Source organism: Nocardia sp. NBC_00511 (genome assembly GCF_045161165.1).
Classification (GTDB): domain Bacteria; phylum Actinomycetota; class Actinomycetes; order Mycobacteriales; family Mycobacteriaceae; genus Nocardia.
The window spans coordinates 2,528,253-2,544,717 of sequence record NZ_CP107849.1 but is presented as its reverse complement, the minus strand read 5'-3'; the positions used below and the strand labels follow the sequence as shown (position 1 = coordinate 2,544,717).

17 protein-coding genes are annotated in these 16,465 nt (G+C 65.6%); 9 read left to right on the top strand and 8 right to left on the bottom strand.

From position 1 onward, the window contains the following. Window positions 1–63: 63 nt before the first annotated feature. The 3 genes from OG300_RS12085 to OG300_RS12075 all read right to left on the bottom strand — a co-directional run bounded on the left by OG300_RS12085 (window position 64) and on the right by OG300_RS12075 (window position 3,556). On the bottom strand, window positions 64–1,686 hold the full coding sequence (locus tag OG300_RS12085) for a hypothetical protein (protein WP_405495186.1): 1,623 nt from the start codon (window positions 1,684–1,686) through the stop codon (window positions 64–66). Window positions 1,687–1,975: 289 nt separating this feature from the next. Beyond that, entirely contained in the window at window positions 1,976–2,302 is a 327-nt protein-coding gene (locus tag OG300_RS12080) for a hypothetical protein (protein WP_405495184.1), read from the bottom strand. 87 nt (window positions 2,303–2,389) lie between these two features. Continuing rightward, window positions 2,390–3,556 carry a thiolase family protein gene (locus OG300_RS12075; RefSeq protein WP_405495182.1) on the bottom strand — a complete coding sequence of 389 codons (1,167 nt, stop codon included), beginning with the start codon at window positions 3,554–3,556 and terminating at the stop codon, window positions 2,390–2,392. Window positions 3,557–3,742: 186 nt separating this feature from the next. On the opposite strand from OG300_RS12075, the gene OG300_RS12070 reads away from it, so the two are divergent. Beyond that, on the top strand, window positions 3,743–4,414 hold the full coding sequence (locus OG300_RS12070; protein ID WP_405498535.1) for a YoaK family protein: 672 nt from the start codon (window positions 3,743–3,745) through the stop codon (window positions 4,412–4,414). 71 nt (window positions 4,415–4,485) lie between these two features. Then, the gene (locus tag OG300_RS12065; protein WP_405495180.1) at window positions 4,486–5,088 is read left to right on the top strand and encodes an HdeD family acid-resistance protein; all 603 of its coding nucleotides are present in this window, start codon (window positions 4,486–4,488) and stop codon (window positions 5,086–5,088) included. 71 nt (window positions 5,089–5,159) lie between these two features. On the opposite strand, the gene OG300_RS12060 is transcribed toward OG300_RS12065, so the two are convergent. From OG300_RS12060 to OG300_RS12040, 5 genes are read right to left on the bottom strand one after another with little or no spacing between them, the layout of a single operon-like run. After that, the gene (locus OG300_RS12060) at window positions 5,160–6,038 is read right to left on the bottom strand and encodes a phosphoribulokinase (RefSeq protein WP_405495178.1); all 879 of its coding nucleotides are present in this window, start codon (window positions 6,036–6,038) and stop codon (window positions 5,160–5,162) included. 39 nt (window positions 6,039–6,077) lie between these two features. Beyond that, a complete protein-coding gene (locus OG300_RS12055) occupies window positions 6,078–7,154 on the bottom strand; it encodes a class 1 fructose-bisphosphatase (protein ID WP_405495176.1) in 1,077 nt (358 codons plus the stop codon). 16 nt (window positions 7,155–7,170) lie between these two features. Then, a complete protein-coding gene (locus OG300_RS12050) occupies window positions 7,171–8,241 on the bottom strand; it encodes an AAA family ATPase (protein ID WP_405495174.1) in 1,071 nt (356 codons plus the stop codon). 26 nt (window positions 8,242–8,267) lie between these two features. After that, window positions 8,268–8,690, bottom strand: coding sequence for a ribulose bisphosphate carboxylase small subunit (locus OG300_RS12045; RefSeq protein WP_405495172.1), 423 nt, complete (start codon window positions 8,688–8,690; stop codon window positions 8,268–8,270). Window positions 8,691–8,717: 27 nt separating this feature from the next. Then, window positions 8,718–10,166: a form I ribulose bisphosphate carboxylase large subunit gene (locus OG300_RS12040; protein WP_405495170.1), complete on the bottom strand. Its 1,449-nt coding sequence runs from the start codon at window positions 10,164–10,166 to the stop codon at window positions 8,718–8,720. 124 nt (window positions 10,167–10,290) lie between these two features. Here OG300_RS12040 and OG300_RS12035 point away from each other — a divergent pair, with 124 nt between their 5' ends. The 7 genes from OG300_RS12035 (at window position 10,291) to OG300_RS12005 (ending at window position 16,460) form a co-directional block, all read left to right on the top strand. Then, complete coding sequence (locus tag OG300_RS12035) at window positions 10,291–11,166, top strand: LysR family transcriptional regulator (RefSeq protein WP_405495168.1); 876 nt, start codon at window positions 10,291–10,293, stop codon at window positions 11,164–11,166. 79 nt (window positions 11,167–11,245) lie between these two features. Beyond that, window positions 11,246–11,872, top strand: a complete 627-nt coding sequence (locus tag OG300_RS12030) for a TetR family transcriptional regulator (RefSeq protein WP_405495166.1) — start codon at window positions 11,246–11,248, stop codon at window positions 11,870–11,872. Between the two features lie 7 nt (window positions 11,873–11,879). Further along, entirely contained in the window at window positions 11,880–12,563 is a 684-nt protein-coding gene (locus OG300_RS12025; RefSeq protein ID WP_405495164.1) for a VC0807 family protein, read from the top strand. Window positions 12,564–12,651: 88 nt separating this feature from the next. After that, entirely contained in the window at window positions 12,652–13,569 is a 918-nt protein-coding gene (locus OG300_RS12020) for an NAD-dependent epimerase/dehydratase family protein (RefSeq protein WP_405495162.1), read from the top strand. An 86-nt stretch (window positions 13,570–13,655) separates the two neighbouring features. Next, on the top strand, window positions 13,656–14,684 hold the full coding sequence (locus OG300_RS12015; RefSeq protein ID WP_405498534.1) for a fused (3R)-hydroxyacyl-ACP dehydratase subunits HadA/HadB: 1,029 nt from the start codon (window positions 13,656–13,658) through the stop codon (window positions 14,682–14,684). 95 nt (window positions 14,685–14,779) lie between these two features. Next, the gene (locus OG300_RS12010) at window positions 14,780–15,127 is read left to right on the top strand and encodes a hypothetical protein (RefSeq protein ID WP_405495160.1); all 348 of its coding nucleotides are present in this window, start codon (window positions 14,780–14,782) and stop codon (window positions 15,125–15,127) included. Window positions 15,128–15,185: 58 nt separating this feature from the next. After that, window positions 15,186–16,460 carry an isocitrate lyase/phosphoenolpyruvate mutase family protein gene (locus OG300_RS12005; protein WP_405495158.1) on the top strand — a complete coding sequence of 425 codons (1,275 nt, stop codon included), beginning with the start codon at window positions 15,186–15,188 and terminating at the stop codon, window positions 16,458–16,460. The last annotated feature ends 5 nt before the right edge of the window (window positions 16,461–16,465 follow it).

Genomic DNA, 16,465 nt, shown 5'->3' with positions numbered 1-16,465 from the left:
AACGAAAGCCCCCGGCGGGATACGCGCGCCGGGGGCTGATCGGACGGTGAACCGTCCGGGCACTCAGTGCTTGGGCGGCTGCGGCTTCGGGCCACCGGGTGGGGTGGCCGTGCTGAACTTCGGAGTCACCTGGATGTAGCTGGCACTCGAGCTCGTGCCGCCGTAGTAGCACTTCGCGGGTGTGCCGGAGGTGTCGCTCGGGGTGCTGTAGTACACGGTCTTGTTCAGCACTTTCACCGTGCCGTCTTTCCACCAGGCCGCCGTCACCTGCGGAATGACCTTGTCTCCGACGGCGGTGTTGTAGTTGAAGATGTAGCCGAGAATCCAGGTCGCACCGGACGTGTCGACCGCGGTGGTCAGGGTGACGATGTCATTGCCCGGTTCCGCGTAGGCCGTGACCGTCCCGGCCCCGTCGCCGGTGAGTTTGAACAGATCCGGCGATACCGATGCCGCCCACTCCAGCGTGGCCATCGAATTCGCCCACACCAGGCTGAAATCGGCGGTGGTCAGGATCGGCGCGGTGAACGAGATGTCGTTCAATCCGACGCTCACCTTGCCCGGTGTCGACTGCTGCCCGACCGGCGGCTGATTGCTGCTCTTGACATTGGTGATGACGAAATCGAAAGTGCTGCCCGAGGTCCAGGTGGAATTCTTCGAAAGTGTCAGCGTCAATTTTCCGTCGACGTCGGCGAAACTCCAGCCCGGATAGTTGATGCCCATCGCGGCCACATCGGCGGGCTCGAAGTACTGGGGCATGCCGATCGTCATGGTCGCCCCGGAGCTCAGGTTGACGTCATTGCCCGAGGTGTTCTTCAAGGTCACCTCGAGGGTGGCGGTTTCCTTGACCGCGATGGTGCTGATGCCCGTGGCCTTGTTGATGACCGTCACGGTGGCCCGCCGCGGCCGGTCGTAGGCCTTCTGTGCCGCGCCGAATACCGCGAGCGCGCCGTCCTTGCCCTGATCGTGCCGGATCGGGAAGCCGATCCCGAACGGGAACTGCAGGGATACGCCGGCGAAGTCGAACTCGGTGGTGCCCTCGGCGCGCTGCTCGATGTACATGAACCGAATGAACACCGCCAGTATGTATTTGGTCGGGATGTAGATGTCGAGCAGCAGGCCGCGGATGGCCCCGGTCATGGGCTTCTGGACCCAGAAGCTCATTTCGAGCCCGGCGCTCGCGGACAGCCCGCCCTTCACGGATCCGCCGACCCAGGTGCGGCCGTGCACGGTCGCCGTGTCCTTGAAGTCGAACACGACATCGGCGCCGACCAGCAGGCCGACCACCGCGCTGACCCCAGCCGAGACGCCGATGCCGAACCCGCGCAGGCCCTGCGGTGCGGCGACCCCGATATCGAATGCGCCCTCGCGCAACAGGTCCGACGCGATGCCGATGCTCAGCGGATTGTTGGGCGCTTCGCCCTCCATGGCCCCTTCCAGGGCCTTGACGTAGGCGACTCCGTCCGGGCTGTCGAGGAAGTCGACGGCATCGCGCACCGCCCGATCCAGCGTGTCCTGATTCTTGTGATAGAAGTCGGTGCAGGCCTTTACGAGTTCGACATTCGTCGGCGTGTGATCGTGGAAATTCTCACCGACACCGGTCGGCGGGATCCCCTGCTTGTCGAGTTCCTTCGCCCTCGACAATGCGTCCTGAAATGGCTTTTCGAGAATATGATCGTTGACAGGCATGGGTCATCCTCACTGCGAGTTACTTTCAGCGCGAATGACCGGCGCGCAAGGCGGACAAGGTCATTCACGTGCGGGCCAAGGTGGTTATACCCCCGACAACACCCGGTGAGCCCGGCCATCATGCTACTACCGCACGTGTAGATATGTCCTGTTTGCCGTCAATTTCGAACGTTCACAGCTAATTCAGACCGACAAGTCGCGAATAGTGTTCCGAGTTCGGTAAATTCGGTTCCGACTGGTTGCGATGTAATTAATTGCCTCGAATAAGAAGATCCGTCTTACCGGAAGATCAAGCGGCGCGGACCTTCTCGATCGGCTGCCCGGTGGCAAGGGCCAATCGGTCGGTCAGGGCGGAGATCCCGGAGACCGGCACCGGCACACCATCGAAGATGGAGACGACGAGTTCTCCCTTGCTCTGCTCCCACGTCCCCGCGACGCGCCCGCCGAGCAGCACCAGCGGTGAGATCCACCCGGCGGTGCGATTGAGCTCGTCGCGGGTCAGCACCCGGCCGTCGAGAATCTCCCCGACGGCCTTCATCAGAGCGGCGACGTCCGCCGGTGTCGCGCCGAAAGTTCTGGTCCAGGAAGGCTTCTCCCAGCTGCGCCCCGAACCCATCAGCGACAGCGCGGCCGCACCGAGATCTACGACCCGGCGGCGGCAACCGGCGTGGTCGTGAGCAGGCGCGGCGTCTTTCCTACGCGCTCAGAGCCGTTCGATGATGGTGGCGTTGGCCAGCCCGCCCGCCTCGCACATGGTCATCAGCCCGTAGCGGCCGCCGGTCTGCTCGAGGTGATTGAGCATGGTGGTCAGGATGCGGGTGCCGGACGCGCCGAGCGGGTGACCCAGGGCGATCGCGCCGCCACGCGGGTTCAGCTTGGCCGGGTCCGCGCCGAGCTCGCGTGCCCACACCAGCGGCACGGGCGCGAACGCCTCGTTCACCTCGAAGGCGTCGATATCGTCGATCGAGAGTCCGACGCGCGCGAGCGCCTTGCGGGTGGCCGGGATGACCGCGGTCAGCATGAGCAGCGGATCGTCACCGGTCACCGCGAAGGAGTGGAAGCGTGCCCGCGGGCGCATCCCGAGCTGAGCGGCCTTCTCCTCGCTCATGATCAGCGTCGCCGACGCGCCGTCGGTGAGCGGCGAGGAGTTGCCGGGCGTGATGGACCATTCGATCTCCGGGAAGCGCGCCTTGAACTCGGCGTCCACGAAGGCGGGCTTGAGCCCGGCCAGACCCTCGGGAGTGGTGCTGGCACGGATGGTTTCATCGGCGGTCAGCGCGCCCGCGGGCACCAGCTCGTGATCGAAGCCGCCCGCCGCCGCGGTCTCGGCGGCCAATCGGTGTGAGCGCGCGGCGAATTCGTCGAGCGTCGAGCGGTCGAGCTTCCAGCGCGCGGAGATCACCTCGGCCGCCACGCCCTGCTGGATGAGCCCATTCGGGTACCGGTGCGCAAGCGGCGCGCGGTTCGCGTCCTGGCCCTGGGCGCTGGAGAACATCGGGGCCCGCGACATCGATTCCACGCCACAGGCAATGGCGATGTCGTACGCCCCGGCGAGCACGCCCTGGGCGGCGAAGTGGGCGGCCTGCTGTGACGATCCACACTGCCGATCGACCGTTGTCGCAGGAACCGACTCGGGAAATCCGGCCGCCAGCGCCGCCGTGCGCGAGATGTTGAAGGCCTGCTCACCGCTCTGCGTGACGCAACCGCCGATCACATCGTCGATGAGCTCCGGATCGATTCCGGTGCGCTCGACCAGGGTCTGCAGCACCCCCGCGAGCAGTGTCGCGGGATGTACTTCCGACAGTCCGCCACCAATTTTCCCCTTACCGGAGGGAGTGCGGACAGCGTCGACGATGACGGCGGAGGGCATGGCTGCTCCTAGCGTACGGCGGGAACACCGGATGTGAATTCCGGTTAACATATGCACTGTACCCCAGCGTCGCCGCGCCGTCAGCCTCGAGGTTTTTCACCTCCCGGACACTGTGATTTGGATTGCTAGCCTGTTGCTGTGCCCCTCACCAACACGAAGACCGGCGAACCCTTCTGGGATCTCGAGATGCGGCTGTCCGCGGTGCTGTCGATGCTGGCGGGATTCATCGGCGCGGCCGCGTACGCCCACTCCCAGGGCTACTTCGTCACTTTCATGACCGGCAATACCGAGCGCGCCATCATCGGCAACTTCGCGGGTGATCACACCCTCGCGCTGGGCGCGGCCTCGATCATCGTCTGTTTCCTGGGCGGTGTCTTCGTGGCCTCGGTGTGCCGTCGCTACTGGTGGACCAACCACCCGCACGGCGCGACCATGCTGACCACCGGTGCGCTGCTGGTCGCCGCGGTCGTCGACGACATCCTCGATGAGCGCGGCATCGGCCTGCTGCCGATTCTGTTCGTGGCCATGGGTATGGGCGCGATCAACACCTCGTTCGTCAAGAACGGTGAGGTCTCCATCCCGGTCAGTTACGTGACCGGCACCCTGGTGAAATTCGCCCAGGGCGTGGAACGGCACGTGCTGGGCAAGGGCAGTGTGTTCGACTGGCTCGGCTATGCGCTGCAATACATTTCGTTCGCGCTCGGCGCGCTCATCGGTGGCCTGGTGTCGCTGGTGGTCGACGGCACCTACATGCTCAATGCCGCGTTCTTCGGATCGCTGCTCGTCGCGGCTTACACCTGGCGCGCGGATATTCGCTGGGTGAAACGCAATCTGCGACGCGCGGCCGAAGAAGGTTGAGCAACGTCACAGCAGCGCAACACTCGCTCAATTAAACGCAATCCACCCGAACTGGTCATATTCTGACGAACATGACAACCAGCACTGGTGATCTAAAGGAAGGGCCGGTGCACACACTGGCCCGGAGCGCATGGCAGTCGATTCTGGTTACCGGCATTCTCTCGGTGGTGCTCGGCATCCTGATCCTCGCCTGGCCGGGGAAGACGTTGCTCATCGCGGGCGTCCTCTTCGGTATCTACCTGATTGTTTCCGGTCTCCTCCAACTCGTCGCGGCATTCGGCACCCATCTCAGTGCGGGCATGCGAATCCTTTCCTTCATCAGCGCCATCCTGTCGCTGATCCTGGGCTTCCTGTGCTTCCACGACTGGACCGATCGCGGTGAAGGCACCGCGGTGCTGCTGCTGGCCATCTGGATCGGCATCGGCTGGATCTTCCGCGGCGTCTCCTCGCTGATCGTCGGCATCTCCGCGGACGGCGTGCCCGGCCGCGGCTGGGCGATCTTCTTCGGCATCATGCTGGTCATCGGTGGTGGCTGGCTGATCTCGGTGCCGTTCGCCTCGCTGCTCACCCTGACCCTGGTGGCGGGCTGGTGGCTGATCTTCATCGGCATCATGGAGATCGTCAGCTCCTTCCAGGTCAAGCGCGGCGCGAAGGACGTGCCCGCGGGCCTGTAAACACCTCGCAATAGCAACGGCGGTCGCTCTCCTCGGAGAACGACCGCCGTTGTTATTGCGGCACAATGGATTCAGCGCAGGCGCTTGGGGCGCTTGTCCATCAGCCGCAGAATCAGCGGAGTGAAGATCAATTGCATGGCCAGATCCATCTTCCCGCCCGGCACCACGATGCTGTTGGGCCGCGACATGAACGAGTCGTGCAGCATCGAGAGCAGATACGGGAAATCGATCACCTTCGGATCCGCGAAACGGATCACCACGAAACTCTCGTCCGCCGTCGGAATGGTGCGCGCGGTGAACGGATTCGAAGTGTCCACCGTCGGCACCCGCTGAAAATTCACATAGGTCCGCGAGAACTGCGGGCAGATGTGCTTCACGTAATCGGGCATGCGCCGCAGAATGGTGTCGATGATGGCCTCGCTGGAGTATCCGCGTTCGGTCTTGTCGCGGTGCACCTTCTGAATCCACTCCAGATTGATTATCGGCACCACGCCCACCAGCAGATCGGTGTAGCGGGCCACATCCAGGTCCTCACCTGTCGCGGCGCCGTGCAGGCCCTCGTAGAACAGTAGATCGCTGCCCGGCGAGAGTTCCTCCCACGGCGTGAACGTGCCCGCGGGCTGACCGAAGGGTTTGGCCTCCTCGTCATCGTGCAGATAGCGGCGCACCGCACCGACACCCTTGTCCCCGTAGTCGCGGAACAGCGCCTCGAGCTCATCGAGCAGGTTCGCCTCCGGACCGAAGTGCGAGAAGGTGAGATTGCGCTGCTGTTCCGCCTCTGCCATGGCCATTTTCATCTCGCTGCGGTCGAAGCGATGGAACGAGTCCCCCTCCACGATGGCCGCCGTGATGCCCTCACGGCGGAAGATCTCCTGGAAGGTTCGCGTAACGCTGGTCGTTCCCGCACCGGATGACCCGGTGATCGCGACCACGGGATGTTTGACCGACATGGCACCTCCATCGATTGCCGGACAACGGGTTTCGTGTCCTCAGCGGCGGGCCGGACGGAACAGTGACCGCGAGCCGAACAGGGAGGCGTCGAAGCTCGGGCCCTCCTCCGGCTCGCGGTGATAGCGCTCGATCCGCTCGACCTCGTTGCGGGACCCGAAGATGAACGGAATCCGTTCGTGCAGCGCCTCCGGGCGCACATCCAGCACGCGCTCGTGCCCGGTACTGGCCGCGCCGCCGGCCTGCTCGACGATGAACGCGATCGGATTGGCCCCGTACAGCAGCGAAACCCGGCCCGGCCGAGCCGGAATCCGGGTATCGCGCGGATACATGTACAGCCCGCCGCGGGTCAGGATGTGGAAGGTGTCGGCCACCAGCGAGGCCACCCAGCGCATATTGAAGTCCCGCCCGCGCGGACCGTCCAGACCCTCCAGGCATTCGTGCACGTAGCGCCGCACCGGCCGCTCCCAGAACCGCTCGTTGGCGGCATTGATCGCGAAACCCGAAGTGTCCTCGGGGATTCGCATGCGTGGATGGGTGAGCACGAATGCGCCCACCTCCCGGTCGAGGGTGAACCCGTCGACCCCGTTGCCGGTGGTCAGCACCAGCATGGTGGCCGGACCGTAGAGGGTGAAGCCCGCGCACACCTGATGCACGCCGGGCTGCAGGAAGTCGGTTCCCGCGACCGCACGCCCGTCCTCCGGCGCGCGCAGCACGCTGAAGATCGTGCCCACCGGCAGATTCACGTCGATATTGCTGGAGCCGTCCAGCGGATCGAAGGCGAGCAGGTACTTCCCGCGCCGATACTCGGTCGGCACCGGATGCACCTCGTGCATCTGCTCGGACACCAGCGCCGAAAGCGGTCCGGTCCACTGACTTTCGGCCACCATGATGTCGTTGGCGATGGCGTCCATCGTGCGGTGCACCGTCACCGGCAGATTGTCGGCCTCGGTGGCGCCCAGGGAGCCGACGATAGCTCCCCGGGTCACCTGATTGCCGATGATCTTGGTGGCGGTGGCGACCACGTTCAGCAGCGCCGAGAACTCCCCGGACGATCCGGGATGCCGGTGCTCCTGCTCGATGGTGTAGCGGGTGAGGGTCTTCAATCCTTCGGGCACAATCCCTCTCATTTCCTCATGGGCCGGCCCCCTCGTCGGCGAGGGCGTCCGCGAACACGCTGCTGCCGAGGACATCGCTGTCCGTCAGGGTGATCAGATCCGTGCGACTCACCGGCCGATGCAGCTCGACGAGCCGCTTGGCCTGCCGCAGCCGGCACCGGTCGAGGGCATTGCGCACGCTGCGCGCGTTGGAGAAACGCGGACGGGCCATCCGCAGCTCCAGGTACCGCGAGAAGGCCTCTGCCGCTTCGGGATCGAAGCGGAAGTTCTCCTGCCGCACCATCAGCTCGGCGATGGCCGTCAACTCGACGTGGGTGTAGTCGGGGAACTCGATATGGTGGGCCACCCGCGAGGACAGGCCCGGATTGGCGGAGAAGAACGTCTCCATCCGATCCGGATACCCCGCGAAGATGACGACCAGACTGCTGCGCTCGGTCTCCATCTCCTGCAGCAGGATCTCGATGACCTCCTGCCCGTAGTCACGCTCGTTCTCGGGCCGGAACAGGTAGTAGGCCTCGTCGATGAACAGCACTCCCCCGGCGGCCTTGGCGAGGGCCTCCTTGGTCTTGGGAGCGGTGTGCCCGATGAACTGGCCGACCAGATCATCGCGGGTGACGGTGTGCACCTTGGGTTTCCGGATATACCCGAGGGAATGCAGCATCTCGGCCATGCGCAGTGCGACCGTGGTCTTGCCGGTGCCGGGGCCGCCGGTGAAGCTCATGTGCATGGTCGGGCGGGTGGCCTGCAGCCCGAACCGCTGCCGGGCCCGATCGATGAGCAGCAGGGCGGCGATCTCGCGCACCCGCCGTTTGACATTGGCCAGACCCACCAGCTCGGCGTCCAGCCGCGACAGGGTGTCCTCGACGTCCTTGCCCGCGATATCGGTCGACAGGTCCAGCAGGGCGTCGTCCTCCAGCGGAGACAGGTGGTCGGTCGCCGAATCCTCCGGTCGGGCAGGGAAATCGGCGACCGTGCCGCGCATCGACGCGGGGCTCGTGGCCCCGGGCCGATGCATCTGGAACCCGCCCGCCGGGCGGTCGGCAGCAGGTTGCCGGCCGCCCGGTGTCATGGGATGTTCCGCGCTCACGATAAACCCTCCGTCTCGAAAGGCGTTCAGCGGCCGTACCTTTCACCGGGACGGTCGTCGAGGGCGTAGGGGTGGTAGCTGTAGTGCTGGGTGCGGTCCGGCCCCTCGGTGCGGTCGAGCCGGAAGCCGGGCTCGTGGTCGGGACGCTGGACCAGGAAGCTCACCGCGGTGGTCTGGCGACCGTAGGAGGCGTCGTAGGCGTTGACCCGAATGTAGTGCTGCGGGAACGTGGCCCGGCACGCGTTGATCTCGGCGAGCACCCCGTCGGGCTCGTCCAGATCGAACAGCGGCAGGCCCCACATCTCCCAGTAGTTGTTGCGCGGGTGCGGATCGTCGGTGTACTCGATGGACACCGGCCAGTTGTTGAGCAGTGCGTAGCGGACCTGGGCGGCGATCTCGGTGTCGTCGAGATCCGGCAGGTGGGAGAACGTGCCCTGACGCAGATGCATGGCGATTCCTCGGCTTTCGTCGGTCGGTCAGCGCGTGGACGTCGGCACCGCGTCGGGTGCGTCGGTGGAGGTGTACTCGAAGGTGACGTCACCCCAGGTGGCCAGGGCGACCTCCAGCGGCCGGTTGATCTCGGCGGCCTTGCGCAGCACGTCCGGACCCTCCTTGAGCAGATCGCGACCTTCGTTGCGCGCCTTGACAACTGCTTCCAGCGCGACGCGGTTGGCCTCCGCGCCCGCGGAGATGCCCATGGGATGCCCGATGGTGCCGCCGCCGAACTGCAGGATGACGTCGTCGCCGAAGAGGTCCAGCAGCTGATGCATCTGCCCGGCGTGGATGCCGCCCGAGGCCACCGGCATGACGCCCGGCAGGCTCGCCCAGTCCTGGTCGAAGAAGATGCCGTTGGCGGGATTCGTGGGAATGAAGCCGTCGCGCAACGTGTCATAGAAGCCGCGCACGGTGTGCGGGTCGCCTTCCAGCTTGCCGACGACGGTGCCCGCGTGCACGTGATCGACGCCGATCAGCCTGCACCACTTGGCCAATACCCGGAAGCTGACGCCGTGCGTCTTCTGCCGGGTGAAGGTGGAGTGACCGGCCCGGTGCAGGTGCAGCAGCATGCCGTTGCGGCGGCACCACTTCGACATCGACTGCATGGCGGTGTAACCGACCGTGAGGTCCATCATCACGATGACCGAGCCCAGGGACTTGGCGAACTCGGCGCGCTCGTACATGTCCTCCATGTCGGCGGCCGTGACATTGAGATAATGTCCCTTCAATTCTCCGGTTTCGGCGGTGGCGCGGTTGACGCCCTCCATCGCGAACAGGAAGCGATCACGCCAGCGCATGAACGGCTGCGAGTTGATGTTCTCGTCGTCCTTGGTGAAATCGAGACCGCCCTTGCAGGCCTCGTACACCACGCGGCCGTAGTTGCGCGCGGACAGACCCAATTTCGGCTTCACCGTCGCACCCAGCAGCGGGCGGCCGTATTTGTTGAGATATTCCCGTTCCATAACGATTCCATGGGCCGGGCCCTGGAACGTCTTCACGTATGCAACGGGAATTCGCATGTCCTCCAAGCGCAATGCCTTCAGCGGTTTGAAACCGAATACATTGCCGATGACCGAGGAGGTCAGGTTGGTGATCGAGCCCTCTTCGAACAGGTCGATGTCGTAGGCCACGTACGCGAAGTACTCGCCCGCGCGCCCCGGCACCTCCTCTACCCGATAGCACTTGCCCTGGTAGCGGTTGTGCGCGGTGAGGCGGTCGGTCCACACGACGGTCCATGTCGCGGTGGAGGATTCGCCCGCGACAGCGGCGGAGGCCTCGACCGGATCGACACCCTGCTGCGGCGTCACCCGGAATACGGCCAGCACATCGGTGTCCTTGGGCTGATAATCAGGTGCGTAGTATCCCATCGACGCGTACGTCTGCACACCCGGATCCCACCGGCCCCGCTGATCATCGACAGATTCGGCCATCATTCCTCCTGCGAATCGGGCTGGGCCACTTACGATTCCCAGGATGACGGCGACGTTAACGACAAACAATTCGATTGTTTCTGGTCTCGCTCAACCGTTTCGTCGGGTTTGCTACCGTCTGTAGATGGGTACGGTGAGCGCGGTGCGCATGGAAACCTTTCTCGCCGTTGCCCGCCACTCCAGCATTAGGCGAGCCGCCGCACAGCTACACATCACCGAAGCCGCGGCATCGGCGGCCGTGGCACACATCGAGAAACAACTCGGCGCGAAACTCATCGCGAAATCCGGTCGCGGCATAGCCTTGACCGAAGCCGGTCGCGTCTACGCCGACTACTGCCGCAGCATCCTCGGCTTGATGAAGGAGGCCCACGCCGCGGTCCGCGAAGCCGAAACCGGCCGCCTGCGCATCGGCGTGGTCGCCACCGCAGGTGAGTACGTCCTCCTGCGCCTGCTCGCCTCCTTCCGCACCCGCTACCCCGACATCGAACTGGGTCTGTCCATCCAGCCCCGCGACGTCCTCTTCGTCGAACTGACCCACCACGAAACAGATCTCGTTGTGGCGGGCCGCCCACCCCATGAGGCAGGCCTGATCACCAGGGCCCGCCGCCCCTGCCAACTGGTCGTGGTCGGCGCCCCCAACCGCTGGACCGACCCGTGCGAAGCGACCTGGCTCCTACGCGGCCGCGGCTCGGGAACCCGCGACACCACCCTCGCCCTCTTCGACCGCCTCCAAATCCACCCCGCCACACTGACTCTCGGCACCCACGGCGCAGCACTCGCCGCCGCCCGAGAAGGCCTCGGCATCACCCTCATCCACTCCGACGCCGTCGCAAGTGACCTCTCCACCGGGCGCCTCGAGGTGATCCCCTTCGACGGCACTCCCCTCAACCGTCCATGGCACGTCGTCACCACGCGTACCCCAACTCCGACCGTTCGGCTGTTCCTTTCGCACATCACCGACCCGGACCGCGTGGGCGACAAGGCGTTTCGAGGAGTCTGAGCCCCACCTGTCGGCAGCCGCCCACGGACCGAAGTCGCAAGTCTTGCTCAGTTGAGCAAACAGGGATATGGTTTTGCTCATGCAAGCAAAAGCTAGCCCAGTTAAGCAAGAAACGGATCGGACCTTCACCGAGTCGGCTCGGCGGGCGCAGATCGTGAACGCTGCCATCGAGGTGATTGCCGAGGTGGGGCTGGCGAAGGCGTCGTTCGCCAAGATCGCCAAGCAGGCCGGGCTCAGTAGTACGGGGATGATCTCCTACCACTTTCAGGGCAAGGATGACCTGATTCAGGCTGTCGCAGCCGAAATCATGCGTGTGTCAGCGGAATTCGTAACGGGGAAGCTGGCGGCGGAGAGTGGGTTCCGGGGGCGGCTGCGAGGGTACTTCGCCGCCAATCTGGCGTTGCTCGACGAGTATCCGCGGCATCTGCGGGCGTTGTCGACGTTGGTCGCCAATGTTCGGAGCGATGATCCGAGCATGTACGGGCTGGTCGATCAACTCGGGGCGATCACACACGCGCAGATCGAGATCTTCCGGGCGGGACAGCGGGCCGGGGAGTTCCGCGAGTTCGACCCGGCGGTCATGGTGATGGCCACCCGGGGTGCGCTCGATGCCGCCATTGCCCGCGCCGGGGCCGATCCGGCCTTCGATACCGCCGCTTGCGCTCATGAACTGGCCGAACTGTTCGACCACGCGACTCGAAAGTAGACCGATCATGTTCTACAGCAATGCCACCGAACCCGCCCGGTCGAGCAGCGAAACCGGGATGCCCCACCGCAGCCGTGCCGCGCTGCGCAAACATGTTGCGCGGCAAGTGATTCTCGAACTCGTGCTGCCCCTGACCGCCTACTACGTGCTGCGCGGGATCGGGCTCAATGCCTGGCTGGCGCTGGTCGTGTCCGGTCTGCTGATCGTCCCGTTCCTGGCCTACACCGCGATTCGTGAACGCCGCGTCGACCCGACCGCCTTGTTCACGCTGCTGTTCATTGTGTCCGGCACGGTCATGTCGATGATCACCGGCGATCCTCGCACCCTGCTCATCCGAGACAGCTGGATCTTCGGGATCCTCGGCCTCTGGACGCTGGGCACGCTGTTCACCCAGTACCCGCTGATGCGCACGCTGGCCCGCACCATCGTCACGGTCAAGATCGGGGAGGCGGGCTACCGGGAGTGGGACGCGCGCTGGGATACCGACGCCTCCTTCCGCAAGCACCTGCGGATCATCACGGCCGCCTGGGGTTTCGGCTTCACCATCGACGCGATCATCCGCGTCGTGTTCGCGTCGACGCTGCCGGTCGACACTGTGCCTCTGGTCAACACGCTGCAGTGGCTCGTCGTGCTGGCCGTCCTGCTGACCTTCCACACGGTGTACGTCACTCGTCACGGGTTGAAGGTCTGAAAAGGCCACACGGTCCGCGCTGCCAGAACTGCTGGCGGCGCGGACCTTCCGCGTTCTACGATGGGTTGTAGTACTTACGGGGGTTCGTGTGAAGATCTTCGTCGCAGGCGGGACCGGGGCCATCGGGCGGTATGTCGTTCCGTCGCTGGTGAACTCAGGCCACGAGGTGACCGCTCTCGCCCGGACTGCGGACAAGGCGGTGTGGCTGGCCGGGCACGACGCGACTCCTGAACTGTCCTCGCTGTTCGATCGCGAGCCGCTGACGGCCGTTGTCGCCGGGCACGACGCCGTGGTCAATATGGCCACCGCGCTCCCCGGCACTCTCAGCTTCCTGTCCGACAAGGCATGGCGCAGAAACGAATACGTCCGAATCGCAGGGTCCACGGCGCTCGCCGACGCGGCCCTCGCCGCCGGGGTCGGCCGCTTCGTGCAGGAGTCCGTCGCGATGGTCTATCCAGATCGCGGAGCCGACTGGATCGACGAGGACCAATCGGTGGACCACTACCCGCGAGCGAGGTGCAGCTTTGCCGCCGAGGCCAACGCACAGCGCCTCACCGACGCGGGCGGCACCGGAATCGTGCTGCGGTTCGGCGTCTTCCTCGGTGCCGGAGCCGAACACAGCGAGATGATTCTCGCTGCGGCACAACGGCATATCGCGACCGTGCTCGGCCCGCCGGGCAACTACACCTCGTCCATCCAACTCGATGACGCGGCCGCCGCCGTGGTTGCCGCGCTCACCGCCCCCGCCGGAATCTACAACGTCGTCGACGACGAGCCACTCACCAAACGCGACTACGCCGCAGCGGCTGCCATGGCGGCGAAGACCAAGCCCTGGCTGTGGTTGCCCGGCCGACTGGCACAGCTCGGCGGCGACCGCAGTACCTCCCTGACCCGCTCGCTCCGGGTGAGCAACAAGCGATTCCGGGCCGTTGCCGGTTGGTCGCCGCGCTACCCCAGCGCCCGCGAAGCCTGGCAGGCGATGGCCGCCACGCCGACAGCGTCCTGACCGGGGTACCCCGAGCGTTCCCTTCGGTTTGTGAATTCGTTTTGTGTACACCGTTTACGATGCCTCAAAAGCTGAGCTGAGGAGTTCTGGTGGAAGCAACGTTGGACGTCACCACACTGGTGGGCTATCACTACCGGATCGATGACTACTACGAGGTCGGACGGGAGAAGATCCGCGAATACGCACGGGCGGTTCAGGACTTCCATCCCGCGCACTGGAAGGAAGCCGAAGCCGCCGTGCTCGGCTACTCCGGTCTGGTCGCGCCGACCACGTTCTTCTCGATCGTCGCCATGCTGGCCAACCGGCGACTATTCGAGAGCGTCATCACCGGCTACGAGGGGTTCGTGCAGACCGACCAGGTCTTCGAACTGTTCAAGCCCGTGGTCTCCGGCGAGCGGCTGACCAGCGATGTCGAGCTCGAAGCCATTCGGCGCATCGCGGGCAAGGATCTGCTGACGGTCAAGAACACCTTCAGCGACGAGTCGGGCGAAGTCGTGCACGTCATGCACACGACCGTCGTCGGCATCACCGGTGACGACGTGGACCCGGGAGTCGGCGCGGCCATGGCTGCCGTGCTGATGCACGGCGTCGACTTCGGCATCGGCGCGGGAGCACCCACCGCGCCCGTCGGCCCGATCGAACCGGCACCGGTCCTGCCGCTGTCGGAGGTCTCGCGGGCCCGAACTCCGCGCACCGCACTCGCTTTCGATGAGGTTGCCGTCGGCGACGAGCTGCCGCCCCGCACCGCGAGCCTCACCCGCGGCGATCTGGTCAACTACGCGGGCGTCTCCGGTGACGCCAACCCCATCCACTGGAACGACAGCGTCGCCGCCCTCACCGGTCTGCCCGATGTGATCGCGCACGGCATGCTCACCATGGGTCTGGGCGCCGGCTTCCTCACCGAGTGGCTCGGCGACCCGGGCGCGTTGACCCGCTACTCGGTTCGGCTCTCGAGTTTCACGATCGTGGCGGCGGATTCGATCGGCTCGGTCGAGTTCTCGGGTCGCATCAAGTCCCTCGACCCGGTGAACCGGACCGCGACGGTCGTCATCATCGCCAAATCCGGCGGCAAGAAGATCTTCGGCCTGGCCACCGCCGAGGTCCGGCTGGCCTGAGGTTTTCCTTCCTTCGACGGGTGTTTCGGCGTTCTCCGCTTCGGATCGCGCCGGAAACCGGTGTGAGGTGTCCTAGGTTCTGCTACAACCCACATGTGAAAAAGCAGTACTTCAGTCTCTTTCTGATTCCCGTGGCGGCATTGATGCTGGCAGCGTGCGGACCGAAGGATTCAGACGCCGCCTCCAGCCCCGCGAAGCCCACCTCCGCGGTCGCCACGAGCACCCAGTCCGCGGCGGACCAGAAGGCCGCCAAGTGCGACCAGTGGAAACAGACGATCCAGCAGTATCAGCAGGTCGTCGGCCACAGCGCCGAGCCGGAGGAGATCCGCACCTGGCTGCGTGAGCAGTTCCTCCCGAATCAGCCCGGTTGGTCGTCGCTGACCACCCAGCAGCAGCAGGCCGCCGCCGACCAGGCCATCGCTGCCACTCATTCCTGCGACTGACGGTCACCCTGCGACACTTCGGCTCCGGCCGAAGGGTTCCGGTCCTACCGTCGTCACCATGTTGAACTTTCCGGTTCCTCCGGTGCCTGCGGCGACGGCGGGCGTGACCTGGTTGCGGGCGAACGTCGCCCGCTTCAGCGACGGTGAGACGCACACGCGCAGAAGGACATTCGTCGAGTCCGAGTTGCGGCGAGTGCGTCCCGGAACTCTGCGGGACGGCACCGGGTCTCCAGTGTCGAGGCTTGCCCTCGCCCTCGGCCTGCCGTCGACGGTCGACTCCGACGTCGCGCTCGTCGCACACTGCTATCAGCCTCACATCCCGGCCACCGTGGAGGCGGATCGCGCGGTGGAACGACTGGTGACCGCGTGTGGCGGAGTGGCCGACGAGCACACCGCGAATCGGATCGGCATCCTCGTGCAGGCATACGCGACAACCGCATTGATCGAGGGCCGAAACCCACCGGTCCCCGTCACCCGCCGCGTCGCACCCTCCGGCGAGATCGTCGAAGTGGACCTCACCGGCCGCCCCTTCGGCGAGGGCGTCCACGCCTGCCCCGGCCGTGCACACGCACTGGCCTTGGCCGCCACCGACTTCCACCGCCTGCACTACGGCAGCCTGCCGCTGGTCCTGCCCAACGCCTGGGACTTCGCCTCGGCGGCGATGCTCGCCGACGCCGGATTCCCGGCGATCGGCACCACCAGCCTCGGCGTCGCGGCCGCACACGGACTGATGGACGCCGAGGGCGCGACCCTGGCCGAAACCCTGGACTTGGCAAGCAAACTCGTCCGCCTGCCCGTCCCGATCACCGTTGACATCGAGTCGGGTTTCGGCATGGACCCCCGCGATCTGGCCGCCCGACTGTGGGAACTCGGCGTCGCCGGAGTCAATATCGAAGACGTGGCCGGGAGCCCCGAGGTCCACGCGCGACTCATCGCGGGTCTGAAAGCCGGTGCCCCCGGTCTTTTCGTCAACGCCCGCACCGACACCTATTGGCTGGGCATCGACCGCGACAGCACCGTCGACCGCGCGCTGCGGTACGCCGACGCGGGCGCCGACGGCATCTTCGTGCCCGGGCTGACCACCGCCCCCGAAATCGAAGCCTTGGTGAAAGCCGTCCCGCTCCCCCTGAACCTGCTGGCGCAGCGCGACATCCACACGTTCGCCGACCTCGGCGTTCGCCGGATCAGCACCGGCTCCCTACTGTTCCGTGCCGCCATGGAGGCAACCGTGCGAACCGCGACCCAGATCCGTGACGGGCTGACCCCCGACATCGGACTCGGCTACGAAGCCGTCCAGGATCTACTGAGCCAGACGCAGAAGCCGGTGCGCTGACCGGA

What these genes read in the sequence shown, in the direction of transcription:
- OG300_RS12085 (WP_405495186.1), bottom strand. Translation starts at nt 1,686, where the DNA reads ATGCCTGTCAACGATCATATTCTCGAAAAGCCATTTCAGGACGCATTG.
- OG300_RS12080 (WP_405495184.1), bottom strand. Translation starts at nt 2,302, where the DNA reads ATGGGTTCGGGGCGCAGCTGGGAGAAGCCTTCCTGGACCAGAACTTTC.
- OG300_RS12075 (WP_405495182.1), bottom strand. Translation starts at nt 3,556, where the DNA reads ATGCCCTCCGCCGTCATCGTCGACGCTGTCCGCACTCCCTCCGGTAAG.
- OG300_RS12070 (WP_405498535.1), top strand. Translation starts at nt 3,743, where the DNA reads ATGCGGCTGTCCGCGGTGCTGTCGATGCTGGCGGGATTCATCGGCGCG.
- OG300_RS12065 (WP_405495180.1), top strand. Translation starts at nt 4,486, where the DNA reads ATGACAACCAGCACTGGTGATCTAAAGGAAGGGCCGGTGCACACACTG.
- OG300_RS12060 (WP_405495178.1), bottom strand. Translation starts at nt 6,038, where the DNA reads ATGTCGGTCAAACATCCCGTGGTCGCGATCACCGGGTCATCCGGTGCG.
- OG300_RS12045 (WP_405495172.1), bottom strand. Translation starts at nt 8,690, where the DNA reads ATGCATCTGCGTCAGGGCACGTTCTCCCACCTGCCGGATCTCGACGAC.
- OG300_RS12040 (WP_405495170.1), bottom strand. Translation starts at nt 10,166, where the DNA reads ATGGCCGAATCTGTCGATGATCAGCGGGGCCGGTGGGATCCGGGTGTG.
- OG300_RS12035 (WP_405495168.1), top strand. Translation starts at nt 10,291, where the DNA reads ATGGGTACGGTGAGCGCGGTGCGCATGGAAACCTTTCTCGCCGTTGCC.
- OG300_RS12030 (WP_405495166.1), top strand. Translation starts at nt 11,246, where the DNA reads ATGCAAGCAAAAGCTAGCCCAGTTAAGCAAGAAACGGATCGGACCTTC.
- OG300_RS12025 (WP_405495164.1), top strand. Translation starts at nt 11,880, where the DNA reads ATGTTCTACAGCAATGCCACCGAACCCGCCCGGTCGAGCAGCGAAACC.
- OG300_RS12005 (WP_405495158.1), top strand. Translation starts at nt 15,186, where the DNA reads ATGTTGAACTTTCCGGTTCCTCCGGTGCCTGCGGCGACGGCGGGCGTG.